The organism is Actinacidiphila oryziradicis (assembly GCF_005047355.1).
In the GTDB taxonomy this organism is placed as follows: domain Bacteria; phylum Actinomycetota; class Actinomycetes; order Streptomycetales; family Streptomycetaceae; genus Actinacidiphila; species Actinacidiphila oryziradicis.
In genome coordinates this window covers 421349-448049 of the sequence record NZ_SUMC01000001.1, presented here as the reverse complement: position 1 = coordinate 448049, position 26701 = coordinate 421349, and the positions used below count along the sequence as shown (strand labels likewise).

The following is a 26701-nucleotide window of genomic DNA, read 5'->3' as shown; positions in this document are numbered from 1 at the left end:
TTCTGCCCGGGTGGGGGTATGGCAGTAGGACGCGGGGTACGGTCGGTTGGTTGCCTTTTCCGGCCGCCGCCGACCGCTCAAGATCGCGGGAGGGGAGACCGGGGTCAGGTTGTCAGTGGGTAGTGGGAGGATGCATCCGAAACGGGTGTGGCGGGGCAACGGGGGCCGCTCGATTCGTGCTTGTCGTTGTTGTCGTTCTTGCTCCGTGTACGTGTTTGCTTGTTACGTGTCGACGCGCCCGAGCCCCGGGCAGAAGGGACCGCGGACGGCGATGCAGATCCGGCTGACCGTGCTGGGGCCGCGCAGCGGTCGCGCGGCGCGCTCCTACGACGTGCTCGTCACCGCCCCGGCGGGCACCTCCCTCGCCGCGGTGGCCGGCGCGCTGGCCACCGGCTCCGGCTCCGGGCAGCCCGCGCGGGCCTCCGGCTCCACCCCGGTCCTCTATGCCGGTGCCGACCGCCTGGACCCACAGACCGCCGTCCTCGGCGTCCCGCCGCTGGTCGACGGCGCAGTCCTGGCCCTGCACGCCCCCGCCGACACCCATGCCGGTCCCCGCCCGGCCGCCTCAGCGGCCGCCCGCCTCCATGTCATCGGCGGCCCGGACGCGGGCGGTGTCCATCTGCTCCAGGGCGGGAAGGTCCGTATCGGCCGTTCGGCGGACGCCGACGTCCCGCTGGACGACCCCGACGTCTCCCGGCTGCACTGCGAGGTCACCGTCGGCGACGACGGCCGGGTCACTGTCGCCGACCTGCGCTCCACCAACGGCACCTCCGTCGACGACCGGCCCGTCGGCGAGCAGGCCGTCCCGCTGCCCGGCGGGGCGCTGCTGCGCCTCGGCGAATCCACCCTCTGCCTGGAACCCCCCACCCCCGGCGCCGTCGTCCCCTCGCCCCCGCCCTCCATCCCGGCCATCCCCGACGGCGACGGGCACCTCCGGGTCAGCCTGCCCCCGGCAGCCTGGCCCGACCGGGTCCCGGGCGCGACGCCCGCCGCAGCCGGCGGCGGCGCTCATACGAGCCGATTTTCGGCACCTGGCGCGACCGGCCGTGCGGACGGCCCGCCACGGCCGGTCGTCGTCGGCGGCCGTGCCGGCGGCCACCCCACCGCCGGACGGCACGATCAGGGCCCCGGTGCCGGCGCGGCCCCCGCAGGCGGCCCGGCAGCCCAGGGCGACAGCCCGGCCCGGCCGTCCGCCACCCGTGGCGAGGACGAGGCCCACCCCCGGCACGACCGGGCGCCCGGAGCGCCCGTCCCGGAGCAGCCCGCAGCGGATCGCGCCCGGCGGGAGTGGCTCCGCCCGGCCCGGGGGGCCGCCGAGGAAGGCCGGCCCGCGCCCGGCGATGCGGCCCCGGGCCGGGCTGCCGCGGAGCCGGACGCCGCCCGGCGGCCCGACGCGGCCGGGACGGCATCGGCGGGTTCCCCGGACCCGGCGTCCCGGAGCGGCCAGGGCGACATGACCATCCAGCATCGCTGGACCGGCGGCGGCCCGGATCCGCGGGCCGGGACCGAAGGGTCCGGGCGGCAGGACACGCCCGGAAGCCGGATGGCCAGTGCCATAGGCGCGTGGGCGCGGCGGCTGACCGCCGGGCGGCCGGAAGCGGCCGGAGCGGAGCCCGTGGCGGACGACGACCGGCTGGGCGCAGAGGCGGCGGCGCTGCGGCAGCGATGGCCGGATCCGGCGGAGGTGCTGCTGACGGCGCTGGGCCCGGGCCCGCGGCTGTGGGAGCGCGGAGCCGGACATCCCGACGCCCTGACCGTGCGGCTCGGCACCGCCGATCTCCTGGCCGAGGACGGCTTCGGCACCCTGCCCGCCGTCCCCTTCACCGTGGACCTGCGGGACCCGCACACATATGCGCTGGGCCTGGCCGGGCCGCGCCCACGGCTGGCCGGGCTGGCCCGGTCGGTCATCGCCCAGCTGGTCGCGCTGCACCCGCCGAGCACCCTCGAAGTGGTCCTGGTCAGCGCCGACCGCGGTCGTCCGGCCGAGCAGCGCGCCGAGGAATGGGCCTGGCTCAACTGGCTGCCCCACCTCCGCCCCGCCCACGGCCAGGACTGCCGCCTGCTGCTCGCCCTCAGCCGCGAGCAGGCCGAGGCGCGCACCGCCGAGCTGGTCCGGCGCTTGGAGGACGGTGCCCTCGGCCCCGCCTGGGCCGCCGCCGGGCCGGACGCCGTCGCGCAGGCCGCGGACCACCGCGAGGGCCCGTACACCCTGCTCGTGTTGGACGGCGACCCCGGCTCGGCCGCGCTGCGCGAGGCCATCGGCCGGATCGCGTCCACCGGGCCGTCCGCCGGCGTGCACGTCCTGTGCCTCGCCGAGCGTCCCGAGTTGCTCGCCGCCGAGTGCGGTGCGCTCGCGCTCCTGGAGGGCGATGTCGCCACGGCGCTGCGGATCGAGCCGTACGGGCCCGAGCGGATGACGCTGGACGCGGTGTCCTCCGCCTGGGCCGAGCGATTCTCCCGCGCCCTCGCACCCCTGCGTGAAGGTGACGCCGCGGGGCCGGCCTCCCGCAGCGCCCTGCCCGAGACCGCCCGCCTCCTCGACGCGCTGGACCTGGCCCTGGCCACCCCGGCCAAGATCACCGCCCGCTGGTCCGACGCCGCCCGCATCCCGGCCGGCTCCGGGTCCGTCCCGGCTGTCCCCGTCGTCCTCGGGGTCGGCCCGGCCGGCCCGGTCGTCGTCGACCTCGTCAGCGAGGGGCCGCATCTGCTGGCCGGCGGCGCGCCCGGCTCCGGCAAGACCGAGCTGCTGCGCTCCGTGGCCGCCGCGGTGGCCGCCGCCGACCGGCCCGACCGGCTGGCCCTCGTACTCATTGACGGCGGTGGCCTGGAGCGCGGAGAAGGCCTGCGGTGCTGCACGGACCTCCCACATGTCTCCACATACCTCTCAGCGACCGACCCGTTGCGCATGCGCGAGTTCGCCCAGGCGCTCAGCGCCGAGCTCAAACGCCGTGAGGCCGTACTGGAGGGTGTGGACTTCGACCGCTGGCGGCGGCCCGCCGTGCCCCGGCAGTCCTCCGCCGCCGTGCGGGCCGACGGCCGCAAGCCGTCCGAGCAGGGCACCCTCAGGCTGCAGATCCGCACCGAACCGCCCGTGCCCAGGCTTGTGGTCCTCGTAGACGACTTCGACGCCCTGGTCGCCCCCGCCCTCGGCAGCACCGGCCGGCCGGCGGCCGGCTCCGTCGTACGCGCCCTGGAAGCCGTCGCCCGCGACGGCGCCCGCCTCGGCGTCCACCTCATCACCGCCACCGGCCGCCCCGAGCGCACCGCGGAGACCGACGCCGACGAGCAGTCCCGGCTCCGTATCGCCCTGCGCACCGAGGAGCCGGAGTCCGCGGCGCTCCTCGTCGCCGTCGACGATCCGGCCGGGATCGAGGACTCCCTGGTCGGCCGCGGCTATCTCCGCCGCCCCGGCGGCGCCGTCCTCCCGTTCCAGACGGGCCGGATCACCGGCCGCATCCCCCGTACCGCCACCCTCCGCCCGACCGTCGTCCCCCTTGAATGGGAACGGATGGGCGACCCCCCGGCCCGCCGCACCCTCCGCGAGCTCGGCAACGGGCCGACCGATCTGGCCCTCCTCGCCAGCGCCCTCCAGCGCGCCGCCGACTCCGCCGGAGCGGAAGCGGCCCCGCCGCTGGTCTGATGGTTTCCGGGTGCCCCCGCCCGACCCATTACCGCAGTGGCAGCCCTTCTGGACCGGCCCGGAACGCGACGCCATGGTGAGCACCGTGCCGCAGCGCGGGCACCGGGTCCGGGCAAGCAGCACTCTCCCAACGCCGGGGCGGCGGCCCATGCTGGCCCAGCCGGTAGGCTGGAGCTGTGGCAGTCGTCGATGTATCCGAAGAGCTGAAGTCCCTCTCCTCGACCATGGGGTCGATCGAGGCCGTCCTGGACCTCGACAAGCTGAGGGCAGACATCGCCGTGCTCGAGGAGCAGGCCGCGGCGCCGTCCCTGTGGGACGACCCGGAGGCCGCCCAGAAGATCACCAGCAAGCTCTCCCACATCCAGGCGGAGGTCCGTAAGACCGAAGCCCTCCGCCACCGGATCGACGACCTCGAAGTGCTCTTCGAGCTCGCCGAGGCCGAGGATGACGCCGACACCCTCGCCGAGGCCGAGAGCGAACTCGTCTCGGTCCGCAAGGCGCTCGACGAGATGGAGGTCCGTACCCTCCTCTCCGGCGAGTACGACGCCCGCGAGGCGCTCGTCAACGTCCGTGCCGAGGCCGGCGGCGTGGATGCCGCCGACTTCGCCGAGCAGCTCCAGCGGATGTATCTGCGCTGGGCCGAGCGCCACGGTTATCCCACCGAGGTCTACGAAACGTCGTACGCCGAAGAGGCGGGCATCAAATCGAGCACCTTTGTGGTCAAGGTCCCGTACGCCTACGGCACCCTCTCCGTCGAGCAGGGCACGCACCGTCTGGTGCGGATCTCGCCGTTCGACAACCAGGGCCGCCGGCAGACCTCGTTCGCGGGGGTCGAGGTGCTCCCGGTCGTCGAGTCGAGTGACCATGTCGAGATCGACGAGACCGAGCTCCGCATCGACGTCTACCGCGCCTCCGGCCCCGGCGGCCAGGGCGTGAACACCACGGACTCCGCCGTCCGGATCACCCACATCCCCACCGGCATCGTTGTGTCCTGCCAGAACGAGCGCTCCCAGATCCAGAACAAGGCCAGCGCCATGAACGTCCTCCAGGCGAAGCTGCTCGAACGCCGCCGTCAGGAGGAGCAGGCCAGGATGGACGCACTCAAGGGCGACGGCGGCAACTCATGGGGCAACCAGATGCGTTCGTACGTCCTGCATCCGTACCAGATGGTCAAGGACCTGCGTACGGACTACGAGGTCGGCAACCCGCAGGGCGTCCTCGACGGCGACATCGACGGCTTCCTGGAGGCCGGTATCCGCTGGCGCAAGCAGGGCCAGAAGTAGCCCAGCAGGCGACCCACTTGGTGTTCTCGGTAACAGCCCGATAAGTAAGTGACTGGCAAGTCAATGTAATTCGGGCATTGCGTGTGTAATGGCCTTGACGTGGCTGTGAAAACTGGGGAGGGTGGGGCGCGGCATGCCCATGACTGGGGCGTGAACGAACGGGGATGAGTGGATCATGCATGCATGGTCCACTGTTCGTGTGCCCCGCGTGACGCTTCCTAGTGCATGGCTGCTCTATAGACGCGAATAGCTACTGGGGGTAGTTGGCAGATGACCAAGAAGAACACTCGGTTGCGTGTGGCCCGTATAGCCGCAGCGGCCGTTATTGCGGCAGGCGCCTCCCTGACCGCGGCGGGGGTCGCCCAGGCGATCGACTTGAACGCCGGTCCCGTGTCCGCCTCCGTCGATTCGAGCGGCGTGTCCGTCGCTGTCGACCTGCCCACGGCGACCGACGTGCCGCCTACGACGGAGCCGCCTACCACTGCGCCGCCCACGACGGAGCCGCCCACGACCGCGCCGCCCACGACGGAGCCGCCTACCACTGCGCCGCCCACGACGGAGCCGCCCACGACCGCGCCGCCCACGACGGAGCCGCCTACCACTGCGCCGCCCACCGGGGGCACGATTTCGGGTGTCGGTGACAGCAACGGCAGCGGCGGCACTCCCACGCCCACCGCGAGCAGCTCGTCCTCCGCGACGAGCGGCCCCTCGTCGAGCAGCGGCACCGACGGCGGCACCACCTGCACCCTCTCCGGTGGCAGCGTGAACTGCGCGAACAACACCGGCACCGACAACACCAGCACTCAGACGGTGACCCAGGGCAGCACCAAGTCGCAGCTCGCCGCGACCGGCGCCGGCGACACCACTTTCCTGCTCCTCGGCGCGGGGACCATGGTTGCCGGTGGCATCGGCTTCCGCCTGATGCCGCGCCTGATCAACCGCAAAACCGCGGCCTGACGCCAGTCGGCTCGCCAAAGGCCCGGAGCGCGCGAGAGCGCATTCCGGGCCTTAGTGGTTCCCCGCTCGGCGGGGGCCTAGACCGCCGCTTCGTGCACCACCCAGACGACCGCTAGCAGGGCCACCAGCAGGGCTATCAGCGCCGCGGGCGTGAGCGCGGCGAAGGGGTTCTCCTGGTGGAGGCGGTTGCGCTCTGCGCGACAGGTGGCGCAGCGGCCCTCACTGACAGGGCCGGCGCAGTTCGCGCATACCAATCGGTCGAAAGTCATGCGATCTCCTCCTCCGTCCGCTCAACGCTCGGGGAGCGTCGCAGGTTCCGGGGTGGCAGGACCCCCGTACTCCACCAGACTCCACTGTGCCAGCTTCGAGCCGCACCCGCAGAGTGAAGTCCTTGGCCAACGCCTGCTTTGTCATGATGTGCCCGGTGAATAACGCACCAACCGCGGTTGCGGACTGCGCGGGCCGTCAGCATTCGCGTAAGGTCGCCTCCGTTCCCCTGTATCCGGAGTGCGAACGTGATCCGATTCGATAACGTCACCAAGACCTACCCAAAACAGAACCGTCCTGCACTTCGGGACGTCTCCCTGGAGATCGAGAAGGGTGAGTTCGTCTTCCTGGTGGGCTCCTCTGGCTCCGGGAAGTCGACCTTCCTGCGGCTGATCCTGCGCGAGGAGCGCACCGACACCGGCATGGTTCATGTGCTGGGCAAGGACCTGGCCCGGCTGTCCAACTGGAAGGTGCCGCAGATGCGGCGCCAACTGGGCACGGTGTTCCAGGACTTCCGGCTGCTGCCGAACAAAACGGTCGCGCAGAATGTGGCCTTCGCGCTCGAAGTGATCGGCAAGCCGCGCGGCACGATCCGCAAGACGGTCCCCGAAGTACTGGACCTGGTCGGTCTGGGCGGCAAGGAGGACCGGATGCCGGGTGAACTGTCCGGCGGCGAGCAGCAGCGGGTGGCGATCGCGCGAGCGTTCGTCAACCGGCCGATGCTGCTGATCGCGGACGAGCCGACCGGAAACCTGGACCCGCAGACCTCGGTCGGCATCATGCGGCTCCTGGACCGTATCAACCGGACCGGGACCACTGTGGTGATGGCCACCCACGACGAGAACATCGTCGACCAGATGCGCAAGCGCGTCATCGAACTCGACAAGGGGCGGCTGGTGCGCGACCAGTCGCGCGGCGTCTACGGCTACCAGCACTGACAGCCGTAGCCGTCAGTCTTCTGAAAGGACATCATGCGCGTCCAGTTCGTGCTGTCGGAGATCGGCGTCGGCCTCCGCCGCAACCTCACCATGACCTTCGCGGTGATTATCTCCGTGGCCCTGTCGCTCGCCCTCGCCGGGGGTGCGTTCCTCGTTCGCGAGCAGGTCAGCTCCATGAAGGGCTACTGGTACGACAGAGTCCAGGTGTCGATCTTCCTGTGCAACAAGAACGACGCCAAGAGCGACCCCAACTGCACCAAGGGGGCGGTCACCGACGCGCAGAAGGCGTCGATAAAGGCGGACCTGCTGAAGCTGCCCGTGGTGCAGAAGGTCTACTACGAGTCCAGCGAACAGGCTTACACGCACTACAAGCAGCAGTTCAAGGACTCGCCGCTGGCTGATTCCCTCACCCCGGACCAGATGCAGGAGTCCTTCCGGGTCAAGCTGAAGGACCCCACCAAGTTCAACGTGGTGGCCAGCGCCTTCTCCGGCCGGCCCGGCATCCAGGAGGTGCAGGACCAGCGAGCACTGCTGGAGAACCTGTTCCGGCTGCTCAACGGCATGGTGTACGTGGCGTACGCGGTGCTTGTCTTCATGCTCGCCGTCGCGATGCTGCTGATCGTCAACACCGTGCGAATCTCGGCGTTCAGCCGTCGGCGTGAGACCGGGATCATGCGTCTGGTGGGCGCGTCCGGGTTCTACATCCAGATGCCGTTCCTCATGGAGGCGGCCTTCGCCGGACTGGTCGGCGGCATCATGGCGTGCGGAATGCTGCTCGTCGGCCGGTACTTCCTCGTCGACCATGGCCTCGCGCTCGCCAAACAGATCACCCTGATCAACTTCCTCAGCTGGAGTGATGTCATCAAGGTGCTCCCGCTGGTGCTCGCGGTCGGCATCCTGATGCCCGCCGTCGCCGCGCTCGTCGCGCTGCGCAAGTACCTCAAGGTGTGATTCCCGCCAAGAGCGCCTTACCGCCATTTTTGGGTGCGGTGCCGCTCTTCTGTCCTAGACTGCCGGTCGTGCCAGGCCCATTGACATTCGGGAGGCCCCGCCGTATTCGCCGCGGGGCCACTCTGACGTTGGTGTTCGGCGCGGTGCTCGCCACCGGTGCGGCGGCCGGTGGTTGGGGCGACTCCCCGACCGGCGGCCGGAAGCCGCAGCGTTCCTCCGCCCGGATCGCCGCCGGGTCCGTCGCCGACACCGATGAGATCGCCGAGGCGATCCACGACGGCAAGGTCGGCTCCCAGGCCGCCGAGGCACTGGTCAGCCGCAGCGGCGACCGCTGGTCGGCCTTCTACACCGCGCAGGAGTACGAGGGCTTCCAGCAGTCGCTCGACGGCCGGTATGTGGGCGTCGGCCTCTGGGTGCGGCGCCTGGACGACGGCCGGATCGAGGTCAGCCGGGTGCAGGGCGGCAGCCCCGCCGCCCGGGGGCATCTCGCCGTCGGCGACTGGCTGAGATCCATCGACGGTACGAAGGTGATCGGCCGCCCCGTCACGGAGGTCGTCTCCCGGCTGCGCGGTACGAACGACGCGGGCACCGCAGTACGGCTCGGCCTCCAGCGGGCCGGACGCACCTGGGAGGCGAATCTGCGCCGCGCGTTGCTGCCGACCGAGGCTGTCACCGTCCAGCATCTCGCCGGCCACATCACCTCCGTGAAGATCGCCGCCTTTACGAAGGGCGTCGGCAGGCAGGTCCGCGCGGCCGTCCATGACAGCAATGACAGCTCCGGCGGCGTCCTCCTCGACCTGCGCGGCAATTCGGGCGGCCTGGTGACGGAGGCCGTTTCCGTCGCCTCCACCTTCCTCAACGGCGGCCTGGTCGCCACGTACGATGTGCACGGCAAGCAGCAGGCCCTCTACGCCGACGACGGCGGCGACACCGAGACGCCGCTGGTCGTGCTGGTCGACGCCGGGACCATGAGCGCCGCCGAGCTGCTGTCCGGCGCCCTCCAGGACCGGGGCCGCGCCGTCGTCGTCGGCTCCCGCACCTTCGGCAAGGGCTCCGTCCAGATGCCCAGCGCGCTCCCCGACGGCTCGGTCGCCGAGCTCACCGTCGGCCACTACCGCCTGCCCGCCGGGCGTAGTGTCGACGGCCGGGGGATCGCGCCCGACCTCGCGGTAAGCGGCGGCGAGAACGCCGAGGCCGAGGCCCGGGAAGTGTTGAGTGGCCTGGGTACCCCTCCGTAGTGCGAGAATGGCGAAGCTATGGCTAAAGAGACGGGTCACAAGCTGATCGCGCAGAACAAGAAGGCGCGGCACGACTATCACATTCTGGACACCTACGAGGCGGGCCTGGTGCTCACCGGCACCGAGGTCAAGTCCCTGCGCCTGGGGCGTGCCTCCCTGGTGGACGGCTTCGGGCAGCTGGACGGTGGTGAGGCGTGGCTGCACAACGTCCACATCCCCGAGTACACCCAGGGGACGTGGACCAATCACTCCGCCCGGCGTAAACGCAAGCTGCTGCTGCACCGGGACGAGATCGAGAAACTGGTGAAGAAGTCGCAGGAGACCGGGCACACCATCGTGCCGCTCCAGCTGTACTTCAAGGACGGGCGGGCCAAGGTCGAGATCGCGCTCGCCAAGGGCAAGAAGGAGTACGACAAGCGGCAGACCCTGCGTGAGAAGCAGGACCGCCGCGAGTCGGACCGCGCGATCTCGGCGGCGAAGCGGCGGGAGCGGGGCCGCTGACCCGCGGGGAATGCGCTGGCCCCGGCGTGCGTTGTTCACGTATGATGGGGGAAGCACCGGCGGTAGGCCGTCGGAGCACCTTGAAAAATCAACATGGGGATGATCGGTTTCGACTGGGGATGTCGAAGCAGGGGAAGCGAGCCGAGGAAGCGGCAATGATCTCGTTAACCATATGTCGCAAAAAAATAATCGCCAAGCCTAACAGCGATCATTTCGCCCTCGCTGCCTAAGTAGCGACCTGCGAAATTGTCAGCCCGGGAGTGTTCCCGACCCGGATCCTGGCATAATCTAGGGAACTAAACCATTGAGCCCGGCCACGGGACTCAATGGGAAATCAAACAGTGGCTGGGCCTGTCGGCGGCTTGTCCGTGTGACTGCCGGGGCCGAGAAAAGCACAGCGGACTGCGCTCGGAGAAGCCCTGATTCCGCACCACAGGACGCGGGTTCGATTCCCGCCATCTCCACTCATCCCATGTACGACGAGGGCCCCCGCCGGTTGGCGGGGGCCCTCGTCGTTTTCGCGCCTGCCTGGCCTGCCTGGCCTGCCTGGCCTGCCTGGCCTGCCTGGATTGAGATTGACCCGTGCGAGTGGTTTTGGAAACTTGTCGGTGTATATCGCCTTATTCCAGCACGAATGCTGCTGGACTGTGTGAGCTCCAGTCCACGTCGACATTCAGGGGACCCGATGGCCGTCTTCTTCCGTACCCGGCGCACCGCACGTACCGCCGCTGCCGTCTCCGCCGCCGCGCTGGTCGCCGCCGGCGCCGCCGTGTCCGCGTTCGTACTCCAGCCGGCCCAGGCCGCGCCCGCGCCCGGGGCGGCCCATGAGCTGACCCTCACAGCGGTCAAGCAGGTCGACACCCAGCCCGCCCGGATCGCCGTCGGCGACAGCTGGGTGACCTATCTGAAGGTGTACGACGACCATGGCGCCAAGGTCGGCGACGGCAGTGCCCGCTGCTCCGCGGTGCTGGTCACCCGGAACGGAGCGATCACCCAGTGCCAGCGGGTGCTGCGCACCGCGGACGGGGACCTGGCGCTGAGCGCCATGATCGACAGATTCGGCTCCGGGCCGTTCAAGGACAAGTCGGCCGTGGTCGGAGGCACCGGCCGGTACGCGGGTGCAAGCGGAGAGGCACAGGTCGTCATGGACGGCCGGAAGGTCTCCTTCCGCATCCGGCTCGCACACTGATCCCTGGCGTGGTGGCACACACCGAACGGGAAGCGCTGGGCTTCTTACAGGATCCGGAAAATCCTTGCGGCGGCGACCGCGAAGCCCGCTGGAAAGCGGTCCGTGGCGAGATCCGCGCCACGGGCACATACCGGCACACGTCCGAAGAGCTGGTCCATGGCTGCAGAATCGCCTGGCGCAACCATGCCCGCTGCGTGGGGAGGCTGCGCTGGAAGGCCCTGCACGTCCTCGACCGCCGCGACGCCGACAGCGCCGAGGCGGTCTTCCAGGCCTGCGTCGAGCACCTGCGGCTGGCCACCAACGGCGGTGACCTCCGGCCGGTCATCACCGTCTTCGCCGCCGGACGGCCGGACGGTTCGGGCATCCGGATCTGGAACCCCCAGCTGGTGCGCTACGCCGGGTACCGGCAACCCGACGGAACCGTACGCGGCGACCCCTGCACGTGGATCTCACCGAAGACGTCCAGGCGCTCGGCTGGCGCGGGGAAGGCGGCGAGTTCGATGTGCTGCCGGTGGTCATCCAGATGCCCGGCGAGGCGCCGCGCTGGTTCGAACTCCCCGCCGACGAGGTGCTTCAGGTCCCGCTGTCCCATCCCGACCTGTGCTGGTTCGCCGGGCTGGGGCTGCGCTGGCACGCGGTGCCGGCGATCTCCGACATATGCCTGGAGATCGGGGGCGTGGAGTACCCGGCCTGCCCGTTCAACGGCTGGTACGTCGGCTACGAGATCGGCGCCCGCAATCTCACCGACCCCGACCGGTACGACGTCCCGCCCCAGGTCGCCACCGCCATGGGGCTCGACACTTCCCGCGACAACACCCTGTGGAAGGACCGGGCCCTGATCGAGACCAACCGTGCGGTCCTGCACTCCTTCGAGCTGGCCGGCGTGCACATCGTCGACCACCACACCGTCACCCGCCAGTTCGTCACCCACGAGGAGCGCGAGCGCCGCCGGGGCCGTACGACACCGGCCGACCGGGACTGGATCGTCCCGCCGCTGTCCGCCTCCACCACTCCGGTCTTCCGCCGCGCCTACGTCAACGCCGCCCCCCGCCCCAACTTCCGCCGGCAGCCGATACCGCTGCCATGACACACGCCGCCGCCCCCGCCGCGACCGGCACCCAGTAGGACAGCACCGCCCCGCCGACCGCCGCACCGGCGGAGATACCGACGATCAGGCCCGTGTAGACGGTGGTCATCCCCTCGTTCAGCCGGTCGTCCGGGACCAGCTCCTGGACCACCGTCATACCGGTGACCATCGTCGGCGCCGTGGCCAGCCCCACGACGAAGAGCAGCGCGGCCAGTGCTCCCAGGCCGTGCGCATGGTCAGCGGCACCAGCAGCGCCGCCATCGCGGCGGTGCACAGCACATAGCGCCGCCGCGCAGGCCCGCTCGGCCGCAGCGTCCCGTACGCGAGCCCCGCCACACAGGAACCGCCCGCCTGTAGCGCCAGGATCAGGCCCGCGGTGCTGCCGTGGCCCAGCCGCTGTACCTCCGCGACCGTAACGACCTCCATGGAGCCGAAGACAGCACCGGTGCAGCAGAACGCCGCCAGCACGCCCGCCATCCCGGGCCTGCGGCGGCGGGCGGGAGACTCCCGCGCCGCCAGCCCTGGTACCGGCCACCGGGCCGGGGTCGAAGGAGTGAGCCGCGCCGGAGGCGGTTCGGTGCGGCGCTGGGCGGCGAAGAGGAACGTACCGGCGGCGAAGAGGACGGTGGAGACGAGCAGCCCGGCCTCGGGGAAGAGGGCGGTGCACAGGACGATGGCCAGCACAGGCCCGGCCATGAAGCAGAGCTCGTCGATGACCTGCTCGACGGAGTTGGCGACATGCCGCGCCGCCGGGTCGTCCCGGTAGAGCTCCGCCCAGCGGGCGCGGGTCATCGCGCCCAGCGACGGGCGTACGGAGGAGAGCGCGCACCCGGCGAACAGTGTCCAGTCGGGGGCGCCGCAGTGGGCGCAGAGCAGCAGGGCGACGGCCCCGGCGGTGGACGCGGCGGCGGCCGGAACCGCCACCTTCGCCTGGCCGTGCCGGTCGACGAGCCGGCCCACGAAGGGCAGGGACACGGCCGCGGAGATCAGCCCGGCGGCGGAGACGGCCCCCGCCAGGGCGTAGGAGCCGCGCAGGGTGGCGACCATGACGACGGTGGCCACCCCGAGCATGGACACCGGAAGCCGCCCCAAGGCGCCGGTGAGGGTGAAGGCGAGGCTGCCGGGCGCGGTGAAGAGCCGCCCGTACGGACCCCGGGGCCGGGGGGTTCGCGGGGTGCGGTCGGCGATGACCAGGGTGCCGCCGGTGACGGTCAGGAGGGGTGGAACGGGTTCGTTGTTCACCCCGCAACCGTCGCGGGCGGGACCGACGCCGGTCCAACACCTGATCGGTGACCATTCACGCGCTTGTGTTGTCAAAATGTGCGCATGCCGTACGACATCGAGCCACGCCTGCTCCGCGCCTTCACCGCCGTCGCGGAGACGCTGCACTTCACACGGGCCGCCGCCCGGCTCTACGTCGCCCAGCAGGCCCTCAGCCGCGATATCGGCCGCCTGGAGCGGGAGCTGGGTGCCCAGCTCTTCGTACGCATGACACGCAGGGTGGAGCTGACCGCCGACGGCGAGCGGCTGCTGCCCTACGCCCGGCGGGCGCTGGAGGCGCACGACGCGCTGACAGCGGCGTTCACGGCCGGGGCGCGCCCCCTGCTGGTGGATGTGGGCGCGCCGGTCAGCACCGGCAATCAGGTGCTCGCCGAGGCCCGCCGGGCGGCCCCGGACACCGAGCTGTTCGCCCGCTTCCAGAGCGGTCTGACCGGTGCGGCGGCCGAGGTCCTCGCGGGGCGGCTGGATGTCTCGTTCGGCCGCGTCGCGGGCCTGGAGCCGGCGGTGCTGGCCGGGCTCGGGCACCGTACGGTCCGCTACGAGCCGATGTCGGTGCTGCTGCCCGAGGACCATCCGCTCGCCGGGCGGGAGGCGGTGCCGCTGGGCGCCCTCGAGGGCGAGACCCTCTACGCCGCCGCGGGGAACGCCGCGACCGCCGAGTGGACCGACCTCGCGGCGCTGCTCTTCGCGGGGCGCGGCATCGCGATCGCGCCGCCGCTGCCGCCGATCCAGGGGGCGGCGGAATTCACCCGGGTGATGCGGAAGCTGGGGTGCGCGGTGCTGGGATCGGTCGAATTCATCGCGATGCCCGGCTTCGTGAGCCGCTCCATCACCGACCCGGTGCCGCTGGCGCCCGTGTCGATGGTGTGGCGGGCGGGCCTGCGCCATCCCGGCCTGGACGCCCTGCACGGTGCCGTGGCGCGGCTGGGCGCCGCCGGGCAGTGGCTCGCCCGTCCGCCGGGCAGCTGGCTCCCGGAGCGCGACGCGGCGCTGGCCGGCGGCTGAGCCGGGGCCGCCCCCGGCAGGTGGCTCCCGGAGTGCCCGGCGCGTCGGCGGACCGTCGCGGAGCGCTCACAGTGCCTCCGCACGACGGGTGAGAGCAAGGTTGCGCCGGCGTCACCTCAGGGCGTCGGGCCGAAACGCGGCGTTCCTACTGTCGTGCCTGTCAGTAGGGCCTGGACTGCCTGGAGGCGTCATGACTGGGACGACCGTCGCACGCGAGGGGGGCCGCTGGATCGAGCGGTGGGACCCGGAGGACGAGCACTTCTGGGAGAGCGGCGGGAAGAAGACCGCCAACCGTAATCTGCTCTTCTCGGTCCTCTCCGAGCACATCGGCTTCTCGATCTGGAGCCTGTGGTCCGTCATGGTGCTCTTCATGGGCCCCGAGTACGGCATCGACCCGGCCGGGAAGTTCTTCCTGGTGTCGATGGCCACCCTGGTCGGCGCGCTCGTCCGGGTCCCGTACACCTTCGCGGTGGCGCGGTTCGGCGGCCGCAACTGGACGGTCTTCAGCGCGGCGATGCTGCTGCTGCCGACGATCGCGGCGGCGGTGATCATGGAGCCGGGCACCTCGTACTCCACCTTCCTGCTGGTGGCGGCGCTCACCGGACTCGGCGGCGGTAACTTCGCTTCGTCCATGACCAACATCAATGCCTTCTTCCCGCTGAGGCAGAAAGGCTGGGCGCTGGGTCTCAACGCGGGCGGCGGCAACATCGGAGTGCCGGTCATCCAGCTCATCGGCCTGCTGGTCATCGGGACGGCGGGTGCCACCCACCCGCGGATTCTGCTCGCCGTCTACATCCCGCTGATCGTCGTCGCGGCCACGCTCGCCGCGCTCCGCATGGACAACCTCGCGCCGGTGAAGAACGACACCGGCGCCGCCAAGGAGGCCGTCCGGGACGGCCACACCTGGATCATGTCCTTCCTCTACATCGGCACTTTCGGGTCCTTTATCGGCTACAGCTTCGCCTTCGGACTCGTTCTGCAGAACCAGTTCGCCCGCACCCCGCTGCAGGCCGCCTCGATCACCTTCATCGGCCCGCTGCTCGGCTCTCTGATCCGCCCGGTCGGCGGGCGGCTCGCGGACCGCTTCGGCGGTGCGCGGATCACGCTCTGGAACTTCCTCGCCATGGCCGTGGCGACGCTCGGTGTCGTCATCGCCTCGGTCCAGAAGTCGCTGCCGCTGTTCACGACGGCCTTCATCGTGCTCTTCGTCCTCACCGGGCTCGGCAACGGCTCCACCTACAAGATGATCCCCGGCATATACCACGCGAAGGCTCTCGCCGGCGGTCTCACCGGCGAGGCCGCAGCCGCCTACGGGCGCCGGCTCTCCGGCGCCGCCATGGGCCTGATCGGCGCAGTCGGCGCACTGGGCGGCCTTGGCATCAACCTCGCGCTGCGACAGTCTTTCCTCACCGAGCACACCGGCACCCCGGCGTTCGTCTCCTTCCTCGTCTTCTACGGGGTGTGCTCGGCACTGACCTGGGCCGTATACCTGCGCAGGCCGGCCACCGCCCCCGCCGCCGGGAAACAGACCGATCCCAAGCCGCAGCTCGGCTACGCCGAGGTCTAGCCGGCGAATCCCCCGCAACTCCGTGTAACACGGGAGAAATCTCCGCGCACCACATCCGTCACCCCGTCTTGGCAGCATCCCTGCTACCGGCGGGGTGTCCGGACGACCATCCCAGCCGTACGGCAAAACACGAGCCTCTACCATCTCCAGCGGAGTGGGACCTCAGCCATGCAACCGCACGACGCAGACCACGGCCGACCCGACCCCGACCGGGTGCTGCCGCTGGCCGGGTTCACCATAGGAGTGACCGCCGCCCGACGGGCTGAGGAACTCGGCACCCTGCTGCAGCGGCGCGGCGCGGTCGTGATGCACGCCCCCGCGCTGCGGATCGTCTCGCTGCCGGACGACACCGAGCTGCTGGCCGCGACCAAACAGCTCGTCGACCACGCCCCCGACGTGGTGATCGCGACCACCGCCATAGGTTTCCGCGGCTGGATCGAGGCCGCCGACGGCTGGGGCATCGGCGAAGCGCTCCTGACCCGGCTGGGCGGCGTCGAACTCCTCGCCCGCGGGCCCAAGGTGCGTGGCGCGATCCGCGCGGCCGGTCTTACGGAGGCGTGGTCGCCCGCTTCCGAATCGATGGCCGAAGTTCTTGACAGGCTCCTGGAGGAGGGTGTGGTAGGACGCCGGATCGGCATCCAGCTGCACGGCGAGCCGCTGCCCGGCTTCATCGAGGCGCTGCGCGAGGCCGGGGCGGAAGTCGTCGCCGTACCGGTGTACCGCTGGATGCCGCCGGAGGACATCGCGCCCGTCGACCGCCTCCTCGACGCGCTGGTCGCGCGGGTGCTGGACGCGGTGAGCTTTACGAGTGCCCCGGCCGCCGCCGCCCTCCTCGACCGCGCCGAGCGCCGCGGGATCCAGGGCGAGGTCCTGGACGCCCTGCGGCACGATGTGCTCCCCGCCTGCGTCGGGCCGGTCACCGCCCTCCCCCTGGAGGCCCGGGACGTCCCGACCTTCCAGCCCGAACGATTCCGGCTCGGCCCGCTCGTACAGGTCCTCGCCCGCGAACTCCCCGGGCGGGTGCGCCCGCTCCCTGTCGCCGGGCACCGCGTCGAGATACGCGGCCACGCCGTCGTGGTGGACGGCGAGTTGCACCATGTCCCCCCGGCCGGCATAGCCCTCCTCCGGGCCCTCGCCCGCCGGCCCGGCTGGGTCGTCTCCCGCGGCGACCTCCTCCGCGTGCTGCCCGGGGCGGGCAAGGACGAGCACGCCGTCGAGACCGCCATGGCCCGGCTCCGAGTGGCGCTCGCGGCGCCCAAGCTCATTCAGACGGTCGTCAAGCGTGGCTACCGGCTCGCGCTGGACCCGGTGACCGACGAGAAGTACGCCGGCTCACCGTAGCGTTCCGGCTGCGCCTGCTTGCCTGTCCGGCTGTTCGCCGGGCGCGGGCCGGTGGCCAGTGGCGCCTGCGGCGGGGTTTCCCACCCACCCACCCACCCACCCACCCACCCACCCACCCACCCGTTCCCCGGCATGGTGGGTGGCCCGGGCCCGTCACTGCCGTCAGGCGGCCGGGGTGTGATGTGTTGGCGTCCGGCGCTTTTGTGCCCCGGCCCTCATGGGTGGGGGTTTGTGCTCGTGCGGGTGGCTGGGCCGGGGGGTGGGTGCCGACGGTCGGCGCGTCTGCTACGGGGGGAGGGCATGTGGTGTGTTGGCGGTCGGCGCGCTTGTTGCCGACGTGGCAGGCTTCTGGCCGGGGGTACCTGCTGCTGCCGGGGCATGGGCGGGCGAAGCGAGATGGGGTCCCCCGGGCCGAAGGCTGGGGGAGGGTGGGCAAGCGCGGCCCGAGGCGGCAAAAGGTGGCGGGTAGCGGATGCGGAGGGTGCCCTCGTTCGCGTACGGTTGCAGGCTGCTCCGCGCGCGTTCCCGTAGCCGCCCGCGCGGATCGCAAAACGCACAGGGAGAAGGGGGTCTTGCGTGGCCGCGCAGACCGCAGTGGGGGTCCGGGACCAGGAGATCGCCGTCGAACAGACGCATCTGGACCGGGTGTACGAACGCCTTGAGGAGAAGATTCACGAGGCGGAGTTCCTGATGGACGACGCGGCGAAGCGCGGCCAGGTCGGGACGCCTGGTGCGCTCGCCGAGCGTGACGCGCAGGTGTTCAGGGCCGGGCTGCACCTGAACCGGCTCAATGCCGAATTCGAGGACTTCCTGTTCGGCCGGATCGACCTGCTGCCCGGCAAGGACGGGAAACGTGGCGCGGACGGCGCGTACACCTCGGTGGAGCCGGCCGATGACGCCGTGCGGAACAACACCGCGAGCATCGCCGAGACGCTGCACATCGGCCGGCTCGGCGTGCTGGACGCGGACTACGCCCCGCTGGTGATCGACTGGCGGGCCCCGGCCGCCGCGCCGTTCTACCAGGCCACCCCGGTCGCCCCGGGCCGGGTGGTACGCCGCCGGGTCATCCGGAGCAAGGGCCGCAAGGTGCTCGGCGTCGAGGACGACCTGCTGCGCCCGGAGCTCAGCACCGGACTGCCGGTGGTCGGCGACGGGGCGCTCATGGCCGCCCTCGGCCAGGCCCGCAGCCACACGATGCGCGACATCGTCGCCAGCATCCAGGCCGAGCAGGACCTTGTCATCCGCGCTCCCGCCGCCTCCGTCACCGAGGTGACCGGCGGGCCCGGCACCGGCAAGACCGCCGTCGCCCTGCACCGCGCCGCCTATCTGCTCTACCAGGACCGGCGCCGCTACGCCGGGGGGATTCTCGTCGTCAGCCCCACACCGCTGCTCGTCGCCTACACCGAGGGTGTCCTGCCCTCCCTCGGTGAGGAGGGCCAGGTCGCGATCCGTGCCGTCGGCTCGCTCGTGGAGGGTGCCGAGGCCGACACGTACGACGATCCGGCGGTCGCCCGCATCAAGGGCAGCCTCCGCATGCTCAAGGTGCTCCACAAGGCCGCCCGTGGCGCCCTCGAATGCCCGCCCCCCGCCCGCCGCTACGGCCAGGCGGGGCTGTTCGACGACGCCGGGCATGGCGGTGCCCAGGGTCCTGTGGGCGCGCCCGCACGGCTGCGGGTCGTGGCCTTCGGGCGGCGCCTGGAGCTGGACGAGGAGGAGCTGTCGGGAATCCGGCACGCCGTGCTGGGCGGCACGGCGCCGGTGAACCTGCTGCTGCCGCGCGCCCGGCGCCTGCTGCTGGACGCGTTGTGGCGCAAGGCACACCGCCGTTACGACGACGCCGCGCTGGAGGCCGAAGCACGCGAGGCGTTCGATGAGGATGTTTCGACCGAGCCGGAGTTCACCGGCTTCCTCCGGGCGTGGTGGCCGGTGCTCACCCCGCGCGGGGTACTGGCGGCACTGGCCGACGAGAAGCGGCTCGGCCGCTGGGCGCGCCGGGTGCTGACGCCGCCGGAAGTGCGCCGCGTGGCGCGGTCCCTGCGCCGGCTGAACCCGGTGACGGGCACCGGACCGCTCTCCGTGCACGATGTGGCGCTCCTGGACGAGCTGGAGGCCCTGCTGGGGCCGCCGCCGCGCCCGAAGCGGGCCGACGCCGATCCGCTGGACCACCTGACGGGCCTGGACGAGGTGACGACGTTCGCCGACCGGATGGGCGGCGGGCGGCGCTCCCGCCAGGACCGCCTGGACCAGGAGCGTTCCGAGTACGCGCATGTCATCGTCGACGAGGCGCAGGATCTCACCCCCATGCAGTGGCGGATGGTGGGCCGCCGTGGCCGCGTGGCGACCTGGACCATCGTCGGCGACCCGGCCCAGAGCTCCTGGACCGACCCCGACGAGGCCGCCCAGGCCCGCGACGAGGCCCTGGGCACCCGCCCGCGCCGCCGCTTCACGCTCACCGTCAACTACCGCAACCCGGCGGAGATCGCCGATCTCGCGGCGAAGGTGCTGGCGCTGGCCATGCCCGGCATGGAGTCGCCGAGCGCGGTGCGTTCGACCGGCGTCGTGCCCGCGTTCGCGGTGGTCGCGGACGGCGACCTCGGCGCGGCCGTACGTGAGCAGGCCCGGCGGCTGCTGGACGAGGTGGACGGCACTGTCGGCGTGGTCGTCGCCATGGGCCGCCGCAAGCAGGCTCGCGACTGGCTCGCCGGGCTCGGCGACCGGGTCGTGGCGCTCGGCAGCCTTGAGGCCAAGGGCCTCGAATACGACGCCACGCTCGTCGTCTCCCCGGCGGAGATCGCCGACGAGTCCCCGGCGGGGCTGCGGGTGCTCTACGTGGCGCTGACGCGCGCCACCCAGCGGCTCACGGTGCTCTCCGGCGAGCGCGACAAACCGGATGCCTCCGGCGTGCCGGACCTCTTGCGAGACTGACGGGGAGCCGGGGCGGCCGGGGCCGGGCGCGTGGCGCGGCGTACCCGTACCGGGTAACGGGCGATGGGCCAGGCCGGCTGCGGGCCGGTGGTCGGCGTTGTGCCCACCCTCCCCCATAGCCTTAAGGGCATGGGAGGTGCCCCCATTGCCCTGCGGCACGCCTGCCCACAACCGGGTCAATCCTGCCAGGGCGCGTAGGGACGCGCCCGCCAACGCCGCAGCGGCGAGCAGCGGAAAAACGTCGATGGGGCGCCCCTCGGAAGAGGGGCGCCCCATCGGACGTAAGCGGCACCGACCCGCCATGCTCGCCTCGCGGCAAGTGGGCGCTCGAAGCGCCTAAGGTTGGGCCCGGGGGCTTGGATCGAGCCGGTGCCTCACCCAGGCTAACAAAGGTTCCTGGATTGTCATTCCGGTCTTGCGGTCTGATGTACCTCGACCCCGACCGTAAGGCACACAATAGGGTCGGGTTTACTCGTACTGACCGGTAGGTGGCAGCATCGATGCGGTACCCCGTACACAGGTGCGGGGGCTGCACGCGCGCAGATGATGCGGCAAATGGAGGCAGGTCGGCATGGCAACGGCGCCCAGCGTCTCGTACTCGATCACCGTGCGGCTGGAGGTCCCGGCGAGTGGGACCGCTGTCAGCCAGCTCACCACCGCGGTGGAGTCGTCAGGCGGGTCAGTGACCGGTCTGGACGTCACCGCATCAGGACATGAGAAGTTGCGGATCGATGTGACCATCGCGGCCACCTCCACCGCTCACGCGGATCAGATCGTCGGAAAGCTGCACCGTATCGAGGGTGTGACGATCGGCAAGGTGTCCGACCGTACGTTCCTGATGCACCTCGGCGGCAAGATCGAGATGGCCTCCAAGCACCCCATCCGCAATCGCGACGATCTGTCCATGGTCTACACCCCGGGCGTGGCGCGGGTCTGCATGGCCATCGCGGAGAACCCCGAGGACGCCCGGCGCCTCACCATCAAGCGCAATTCGGTCGCGGTCGTCACCGACGGCTCGGCCGTGCTCGGCCTGGGCAACATCGGCCCGATGGCGGCGCTGCCGGTCATGGAGGGCAAGGCGGCGCTCTTCAAGACATTCGCGGGCATCGACGCCTGGCCGATCTGCCTCGACACCCAGGACTCCGACGAGATCGTCGCTATCGTCAAGGCCATCGCCCCCGGCTTCGCGGGCATCAACCTGGAGGACATCTCCGCCCCGCGCTGCTTCGAGATCGAGGCGCGGCTTCGGGAGGCCCTGGACATCCCGGTCTTCCATGACGATCAGCACGGCACCGCCATCGTCGTCCTGGCCGCGCTCACCAACGCTCTGCGCGTTGTGAACAAGGAGATCGGCGACGTACGGGTCGTGATGTCCGGTGCGGGCGCGGCGGGCACCGCCATCTTGAACCTGCTGATCGCCGCCGGTGTCAAGCACGCGGTCGTCGCCGACATCCAGGGCGTGGTGCACAGCGCCCGCGAGGACCTGGTCGACGCCGACCCGGAATCGCCGCTGCGCTGGATCGCGGACAACACCAACCCGGAGGAGGTCACCGGCACCCTCAAGGAGGCCGTGGCCGGTGCCGACGTCTTTATCGGGGTCTCTGCCCCGAACGTCCTGAACGGTGCCGATGTCGCGGCGATGGCGGAGGACGCCATCGTCTTCGCGCTCGCCAACCCCGACCCCGAGATCGAGCCCGGCATCGCCCGCGAGACGGCCGCGGTGGTCGCCACCGGCCGCAGCGACTTCCCCAACCAGATCAACAATGTACTGGTCTTCCCAGGTGTCTTCCGCGGCCTCCTGGACGCCCAGTCCCGTACGGTGGATACGGAGATGATGCTGGCGGCGGCAGGGGCCCTCGCGGGGGTTGTCGGCGAGGGTGAACTCAACGCCAACTACATCATTCCCAGCGTCTTCAACGACAAGGTCGCGGGCGCGGTCGCTGGTGCGGTGCGTAAGGCCGCTACGGCTACAACCTGACAACGCAGCGTCATCGCGCTGTGTGCGGCCCGCATTTTCTGTGACTCTCCCGGGTGCCGGATTGGCTTTTCCCCCAGAAATAGGGGCAGGATGCGTACCCGGGCGGTGTGGGCCGCACCGCAGGGGCGCGGCGCACTCGCAGCCGCGGGTCTGCGGGACCCGAGAATGCGTCTTCCCCGACGGTGATCGTTGGGGTTTCCATGCAAGGAGATTTAGATGAACCGCAGTGAGCTGGTGGCTGCTCTGTCCGAGCGCGCCGAGGTGACCCGGAAGGACGCCGACGCCGTTCTGGCCGCTTTCGCCGAGGTTGTCGGCGAGATCGTCTCCAAGGGCGACGAGAAGGTCACCATCCCCGGCTTCCTGACCTTCGAGCGCACCCTTCGTGCCGCTCGTACCGCGCGCAACCCGCAGACCGGCGACCCCATCCAGATCCCCGAGGGTCACAGCGTGAAGGTCTCCGCGGGCTCGAAGCTCAAGGAAGCCGCCAAGGGCAAGTAATTTCCAGGCAACGATAAAGGGCGGCCCCACGACGGGGCCGCCCTTTTGCCTGCGCGACGGGCGGCTCCCGGCTCCGGGCGCCGCCCTCCTCGCAGCCCCCCTCCGCGGCGAGGGGGGCGGTGGGGATCAGACGGTGACGGCGGCCGGGAGCTCCACCTGGGCACCGAGGCCTTCGAGCTTGCGCATGAAGTTCTCGTAGCCGCGGTTGATGAGGTCGATGCCGTGCACCCGGGAGGTGCCCTGGGCGGCCAGGGCGGCGATCAGGTACGAGAAGCCGCCCCGGAGGTCCGGGATGACCAGGTCGGCGCCTTCGAGCTTGGTGGGGCCGCTGACGACCGCGGAGTGCAGGAAGTTGCGCTGCCCGAAGCGGCAGGGAGTGCCCCCGAGGCACTCCCTGTACAGCTGGATGTGGGCGCCCATCTGGTTCAGCGCGGAGGTGAAGCCCAGCCGGGACTCGTAGACCGTCTCGTGGACGATGGAGAGGCCGGCGGCCTGGGTGAGGGCGACGACGAGCGGCTGCTGCCAGTCGGTCTGGAAGCCGGGGTGGACGTCGGTCTCCAGGGCGATGGCGTTGAGCGGCCCGCCGGGGTGCCAGAAGCGGATGCCGTGGTCATCGACCTCGAAGGCGCCGCCGACCTTGCGGAAGACGTTCAGGAAGGTCATCATCTCGCGCTGGCTGGCGCCGCGCACATATACGTTGCCTTCGGTGGCGAGCGCGGCGCAGGCCCAGGAGGCGGCCTCCAGGCGGTCGGGCAGGGCGCGGTGGTTGTAGCCGCCGAGCTTCTCCACACCGGTGATCAGGATCGTGCGGTCCAGCCCCATCGTGATGATCGCGCCCATCTTCTGCAGGACGCAGATGAGGTCCTCGATCTCCGGCTCGACGGCGGCATTGCGCAGCTCGGTGACGCCCTCGGCCAGGACGGCGGTGAGGAGCACCTGCTCCGTCGCGCCGACCGACGGGTAAGGCAGCTCGATCTTGCAGCCGCGCAGCCGCTGCGGGGCCTCCAGATACTGGCCCTCGGGCCGCTTCTCGATGACGGCGCCGAACCGGCGCAGCACGTCGAAGTGGAAGTCGATCGGCCGGCCGCCGATGTCGCAGCCGCCCAGGCCCGGGATGAAGGCGTGGCCGAGGCGGTGCAGCAGCGGGCCGCAGAACAGGATCGGGATCCGCGAGGAGCCGGCGTGCGCGTCGATGTCGGCGACGTTCGCGCTCTCCACCTTCGAGGGATCCAGTACCAGTTCACCGGACTCCTCGCCGGCCTGGACGGTGACGCCGTGCAGCTGCAGCAGCCCCCGCACCACGCGCACGTCGCGGATGGCGGGGACATTGCGGAGCCGGCTCGGTTCGCTGCCGAGCAGGGCGGCCACCATGGCCTTGGGCACGAGATTCTTCGCACCGCGCACACGGATCTCACCCTCGAGAGGGGTGCCACCGTGGACAAGGAGTACATCGTCTGGGCCGGTCATAGCTCTCGCGTTCCTGGAGACGGGCAGAAATCAAGCGGGGTCCCCGGAGGCACCAAGGGGAAATGGTAATGGGCCTGCCAGGTCCTGAGAGCTGGCTGTGCAGTGCCTCACGTGTCATGAGTTCGCTACAGCACGCTGTGCGTTCGTACCGAAGCCGTCTGTTGCCGACACGCAATCGCTCCGGATGCGGGATGATGTTGACCATGACCGAGGTGTCCTCGCTCACCGGACGACTGCTCGTGGCGACGCCCGCTCTGGCGGATCCGAACTTCGACCGGGCGGTGGTGCTCCTTCTCGACCACGACGAGGAGGGGACGCTTGGCGTTGTCCTGAATCGTCCTACCCCGGTCGGCGTCGGCGATGTCCTGGAGCCGTGGGCGAATTTCGCCGGGATGCCGCCGGTGGTCTTCCAGGGCGGTCCGGTGTCCCTGGACTCCGCGCTCGGCCTGGCCGTCGTCCCGGGCGAATGGGATGACCGCGAGAGCGGCGAGGGCGCGGGGCCGCTGGGCTGGCGCCGGGTGCACGGCGCGATCGGGCTGGTCGACCTGGAGGCGCCCCCCGAACTGCTCGCGGCGGAGCTGGGTTCGCTGCGGATTTTCGCCGGCTACGCCGGGTGGGGACCGGGGCAGCTGGAGGATGAGCTGGTCGAGGGCGCCTGGTATGTCGTGGAGTCCGAGCCGGGGGACGTTTCCTCGCCGGACCCGGAGCACCTGTGGCGCTCCGTGTTGCGACGGCAACGCAGCGAACTGGCGATGGTGGCAACGTACCCGGACGACCCATCGCTCAATTAGGCTTGGCCGGTATGAGCACTCTTGAGCCCGAACGCGGAGCGGGCACTGGCACTCTCGTTGAGCCGATCCCGCAGGTGTCGAGCGGCGATGGCGACCACGAGCGCTTCGCCCACTACGTACAGAAGGACAAGATCATGGAGAGCGCGCTCTCCGGATCGCCGGTGGTCGCGCTCTGCGGCAAGGTCTGGGTCCCCGGACGGGACCCGAAGAAGTACCCGGTCTGTCCCATGTGCAAAGAGATCTTCGAGTCGATGCCGCTCGGTGGCGGTGGCGGCGACAAGGACAAGAGCGGTAAGAAGTAGGCCGTCCCGCCCCTGGGAGCGCACCGAGGATCGGTGCCGGGTCTCCGGCGTGGATCCTCAGTGCGCTCCCGGTCCTCGACGGTGGCGCACACCGGCACAGGAAGGCTCCGTTGGGCGGCGACTCATACGACTACCTGGTCCGGGCGCGGGACCTCGCCGCCGGCCGGCGGCCCGCCGAGAGCCGGGAGGCCGTCGACTGGGCGCTGGCGCATGCCCGGCCCGCCGACACCGGGGTGTTGGTGCTGGCGGGCATGGTGCTGCTGATGCTCGGCGACGGGCCTGCCGCCCTGACGGTCGGCCTGCGTGCGGCCGGGGGCGACCCGGACGACTGGGAGGCCCAGGTGGTCGTCGCCGACGCCTGCCGGCTGCTGGTCCGCATCCCCGAGAGCCTCGCCGCCGCCCGCCGCGCCGTGGCCCTGGCCCCGCACGAGCCGGAGGCCCGGGTCGCCCTGTGGCGGGCCCTCGCGGAGTACCGCACATTCACCGGCATACCGAAGGAACACCGCCTCGAACGCGACGCCACCGCCCGGCGGGCCGTCGAACTCGGAGCCGATCCCCGGCAGTTCCGCGCCCCCAGGTGGTGGCTGCCGGTCCTACCGGCGATCGCGGTCGGCGTCATGGTGCCCACCGCCGGCGGGTGGGTCGTCGGGTGCGTACTGGCCCTGATGGCCGCTGTCGCCGCGGCCCTGTGGCTCGTCCAGGCCCGCTCGTCCGGTACGAGCGCCTCCGGCCGCCTTCAGTCGCTCCGCGCCCTGGCCCGCGCCGACTTGGCCGGCGACCCCTCCAGAACCCGTACCGCCGTGATCGGTTCCGGCGCCTTTCTCCCCGTGATCCCCTTCGCCGCCACCGCTTTCGCCTGCGCCGCCGGGGTCGGCGGACACCCCTGGCCCGACTGGCTGGTCGCGGCCGCCGCCGGTGGCGCCCTGGCGGCCCTCTACGCCGCCGCCCGCGCCATCCGGTGGTGGTACGGCGCCGACTTCCTCCGGCGCGACTTCCTGCCCAGCCGGTTCGCCGCCGTCCAACTCTGCGCCGCCGGCGCCCTGATCGGCACCACCCTCGCGCTCTCCGCCGCCGGTGTCCGCTCCGCGGGTTGGTGGGCGCTGCTCTTCTACGCCCACTTCGCCTGGTTCCTGGCGGCGTTGGCCGGCGCGGTCGCCCTGCTGGCCCGAGAGCGGCGGCGCCGCGACGACGCCGCGCGCTGAGCGGTGCCGACGACCGGCGTGGCGCGCTACTTGGGGGCGTGCATCGCTGCGAAGATCATGACGAACGCCACAAGGTGGATGGCGAGGAGGAAGTACGCGACCCGCCACCAGAGATGGCGGGAGGTCTGCTTCTCGTCCGAGGAGTCCATCGGGGCTCACATCCTGTCTGGCCGTTTGATTGGCCTGGGGCTCCTGGGCGAAGCGTACTAGCACGCCTGTGCGGCAGGCGGGCCTGCGGCGGCAGCGTTGCGGTGTGTTCGAGGTCGGAGGAAGTCCTGCCTCAGGAAGAACCC

At 71.1% G+C, this 26701-nt stretch carries 23 protein-coding genes, 1 other RNA gene and 1 pseudogene; 19 read left to right on the top strand and 6 right to left on the bottom strand.

Annotation, left to right across the window (positions count from 1 at the left end):
* The first annotated feature begins 271 nt into the window (after positions 1-271).
* Positions 272-3640, top strand: coding sequence for an FtsK/SpoIIIE domain-containing protein (locus FCI23_RS02095; RefSeq protein WP_136721658.1), 3369 nt, complete (start codon positions 272-274; stop codon positions 3638-3640).
* Between the two features lie 176 nt (positions 3641-3816).
* Positions 3817-4923 carry a peptide chain release factor 2 gene (gene prfB / locus FCI23_RS02090; RefSeq protein ID WP_136721657.1) on the top strand — a complete coding sequence of 369 codons (1107 nt, stop codon included), beginning with the start codon at positions 3817-3819 and terminating at the stop codon, positions 4921-4923.
* Positions 4924-5141: 218 nt separating this feature from the next.
* Here prfB and FCI23_RS62990 read toward each other — a convergent pair whose 3' ends face one another.
* Positions 5142-5660 carry a hypothetical protein gene (locus FCI23_RS62990; protein ID WP_322973782.1) on the bottom strand — a complete coding sequence of 173 codons (519 nt, stop codon included), beginning with the start codon at positions 5658-5660 and terminating at the stop codon, positions 5142-5144.
* A 25-nt stretch (positions 5661-5685) separates the two neighbouring features.
* On the opposite strand from FCI23_RS62990, the gene FCI23_RS62985 reads away from it, so the two are divergent.
* On the top strand, positions 5686-5880 hold the full coding sequence (locus FCI23_RS62985) for a hypothetical protein (RefSeq protein ID WP_322973781.1): 195 nt from the start codon (positions 5686-5688) through the stop codon (positions 5878-5880).
* A gap of 77 nt (positions 5881-5957) precedes the next feature.
* Here the strand turns inward: FCI23_RS62985 and FCI23_RS02080 are convergent, their stop codons facing one another.
* Complete coding sequence (locus FCI23_RS02080) at positions 5958-6149, bottom strand: hypothetical protein (protein WP_136721655.1); 192 nt, start codon at positions 6147-6149, stop codon at positions 5958-5960.
* A 246-nt stretch (positions 6150-6395) separates the two neighbouring features.
* On the opposite strand from FCI23_RS02080, the gene ftsE reads away from it, so the two are divergent.
* From ftsE to FCI23_RS63550, 7 genes and pseudogenes are all read left to right on the top strand, one after another.
* Positions 6396-7085: a cell division ATP-binding protein FtsE gene (gene ftsE / locus FCI23_RS02075; protein ID WP_136721654.1), complete on the top strand. Its 690-nt coding sequence runs from the start codon at positions 6396-6398 to the stop codon at positions 7083-7085.
* A gap of 33 nt (positions 7086-7118) precedes the next feature.
* Positions 7119-8036 carry a permease-like cell division protein FtsX gene (gene ftsX, locus FCI23_RS02070; protein ID WP_136721653.1) on the top strand — a complete coding sequence of 306 codons (918 nt, stop codon included), beginning with the start codon at positions 7119-7121 and terminating at the stop codon, positions 8034-8036.
* Positions 8037-8104: 68 nt separating this feature from the next.
* Complete coding sequence (locus FCI23_RS02065) at positions 8105-9274, top strand: S41 family peptidase (protein ID WP_136721652.1); 1170 nt, start codon at positions 8105-8107, stop codon at positions 9272-9274.
* 18 nt (positions 9275-9292) lie between these two features.
* Positions 9293-9775: an SsrA-binding protein SmpB gene (smpB, locus tag FCI23_RS02060; RefSeq protein ID WP_136721651.1), complete on the top strand. Its 483-nt coding sequence runs from the start codon at positions 9293-9295 to the stop codon at positions 9773-9775.
* A 95-nt stretch (positions 9776-9870) separates the two neighbouring features.
* Positions 9871-10242, top strand: a transfer-messenger RNA (tmRNA) gene (ssrA, locus tag FCI23_RS02055).
* 218 nt (positions 10243-10460) lie between these two features.
* A complete protein-coding gene (locus FCI23_RS02050) occupies positions 10461-10964 on the top strand; it encodes an allene oxide cyclase barrel-like domain-containing protein (protein ID WP_136721650.1) in 504 nt (167 codons plus the stop codon).
* Between the two features lie 8 nt (positions 10965-10972).
* Positions 10973-12051 (top strand): annotated as a pseudogene (locus FCI23_RS63550) (nitric oxide synthase oxygenase).
* Here the strand turns inward: FCI23_RS63550 and FCI23_RS62980 are convergent.
* On the bottom strand, positions 11999-12208 hold the full coding sequence (locus FCI23_RS62980; RefSeq protein ID WP_322973780.1) for a hypothetical protein: 210 nt from the start codon (positions 12206-12208) through the stop codon (positions 11999-12001). The pseudogene FCI23_RS63550 and the gene FCI23_RS62980 sit on opposite strands and share 53 nt — an antisense overlap.
* Positions 12205-13293, bottom strand: a complete 1089-nt coding sequence (locus FCI23_RS02040; RefSeq protein WP_322973779.1) for an MFS transporter — start codon at positions 13291-13293, stop codon at positions 12205-12207. Before FCI23_RS02040 ends, FCI23_RS62980 begins: the two co-directional genes overlap by 4 nt.
* Positions 13294-13377: 84 nt before the next feature.
* On the opposite strand from FCI23_RS02040, the gene FCI23_RS02035 reads away from it, so the two are divergent.
* From FCI23_RS02035 to FCI23_RS02010, 6 genes are all read left to right on the top strand, one after another.
* Complete coding sequence (locus tag FCI23_RS02035) at positions 13378-14337, top strand: LysR family transcriptional regulator (RefSeq protein ID WP_136721649.1); 960 nt, start codon at positions 13378-13380, stop codon at positions 14335-14337.
* Positions 14338-14527: 190 nt separating this feature from the next.
* Positions 14528-15904, top strand: a complete 1377-nt coding sequence (locus FCI23_RS02030; protein ID WP_136721648.1) for a nitrate/nitrite transporter — start codon at positions 14528-14530, stop codon at positions 15902-15904.
* Between the two features lie 168 nt (positions 15905-16072).
* The gene (locus FCI23_RS02025; RefSeq protein WP_136721647.1) at positions 16073-17245 is read left to right on the top strand and encodes a uroporphyrinogen-III synthase; all 1173 of its coding nucleotides are present in this window, start codon (positions 16073-16075) and stop codon (positions 17243-17245) included.
* Positions 17246-17821: 576 nt separating this feature from the next.
* Positions 17822-20170: a HelD family protein gene (locus FCI23_RS02020; protein ID WP_136721646.1), complete on the top strand. Its 2349-nt coding sequence runs from the start codon at positions 17822-17824 to the stop codon at positions 20168-20170.
* 571 nt (positions 20171-20741) lie between these two features.
* Entirely contained in the window at positions 20742-22148 is a 1407-nt protein-coding gene (locus FCI23_RS02015) for an NAD-dependent malic enzyme (protein ID WP_136721645.1), read from the top strand.
* A gap of 216 nt (positions 22149-22364) precedes the next feature.
* A complete protein-coding gene (locus FCI23_RS02010; RefSeq protein WP_136721644.1) occupies positions 22365-22646 on the top strand; it encodes an HU family DNA-binding protein in 282 nt (93 codons plus the stop codon).
* 126 nt (positions 22647-22772) lie between these two features.
* Here the strand turns inward: FCI23_RS02010 and murA are convergent, their stop codons facing one another.
* Positions 22773-24113, bottom strand: a complete 1341-nt coding sequence (murA, locus tag FCI23_RS02005) for a UDP-N-acetylglucosamine 1-carboxyvinyltransferase (protein ID WP_136721643.1) — start codon at positions 24111-24113, stop codon at positions 22773-22775.
* Positions 24114-24316: 203 nt separating this feature from the next.
* Between murA and FCI23_RS02000 the strand changes: the two genes are divergently transcribed.
* From FCI23_RS02000 to FCI23_RS01990, 3 genes are all read left to right on the top strand, one after another.
* The gene (locus tag FCI23_RS02000; RefSeq protein ID WP_136721642.1) at positions 24317-24904 is read left to right on the top strand and encodes a YqgE/AlgH family protein; all 588 of its coding nucleotides are present in this window, start codon (positions 24317-24319) and stop codon (positions 24902-24904) included.
* Between the two features lie 11 nt (positions 24905-24915).
* On the top strand, positions 24916-25206 hold the full coding sequence (locus FCI23_RS01995; protein WP_136721641.1) for a DUF3039 domain-containing protein: 291 nt from the start codon (positions 24916-24918) through the stop codon (positions 25204-25206).
* 110 nt (positions 25207-25316) lie between these two features.
* Positions 25317-26408 carry a hypothetical protein gene (locus FCI23_RS01990; protein WP_136721640.1) on the top strand — a complete coding sequence of 364 codons (1092 nt, stop codon included), beginning with the start codon at positions 25317-25319 and terminating at the stop codon, positions 26406-26408.
* A gap of 26 nt (positions 26409-26434) precedes the next feature.
* On the opposite strand, the gene FCI23_RS62250 is transcribed toward FCI23_RS01990, so the two are convergent.
* Complete coding sequence (locus FCI23_RS62250) at positions 26435-26557, bottom strand: hypothetical protein (RefSeq protein ID WP_265737712.1); 123 nt, start codon at positions 26555-26557, stop codon at positions 26435-26437.
* Between the last annotated feature and the right edge of the window lie 144 nt (positions 26558-26701).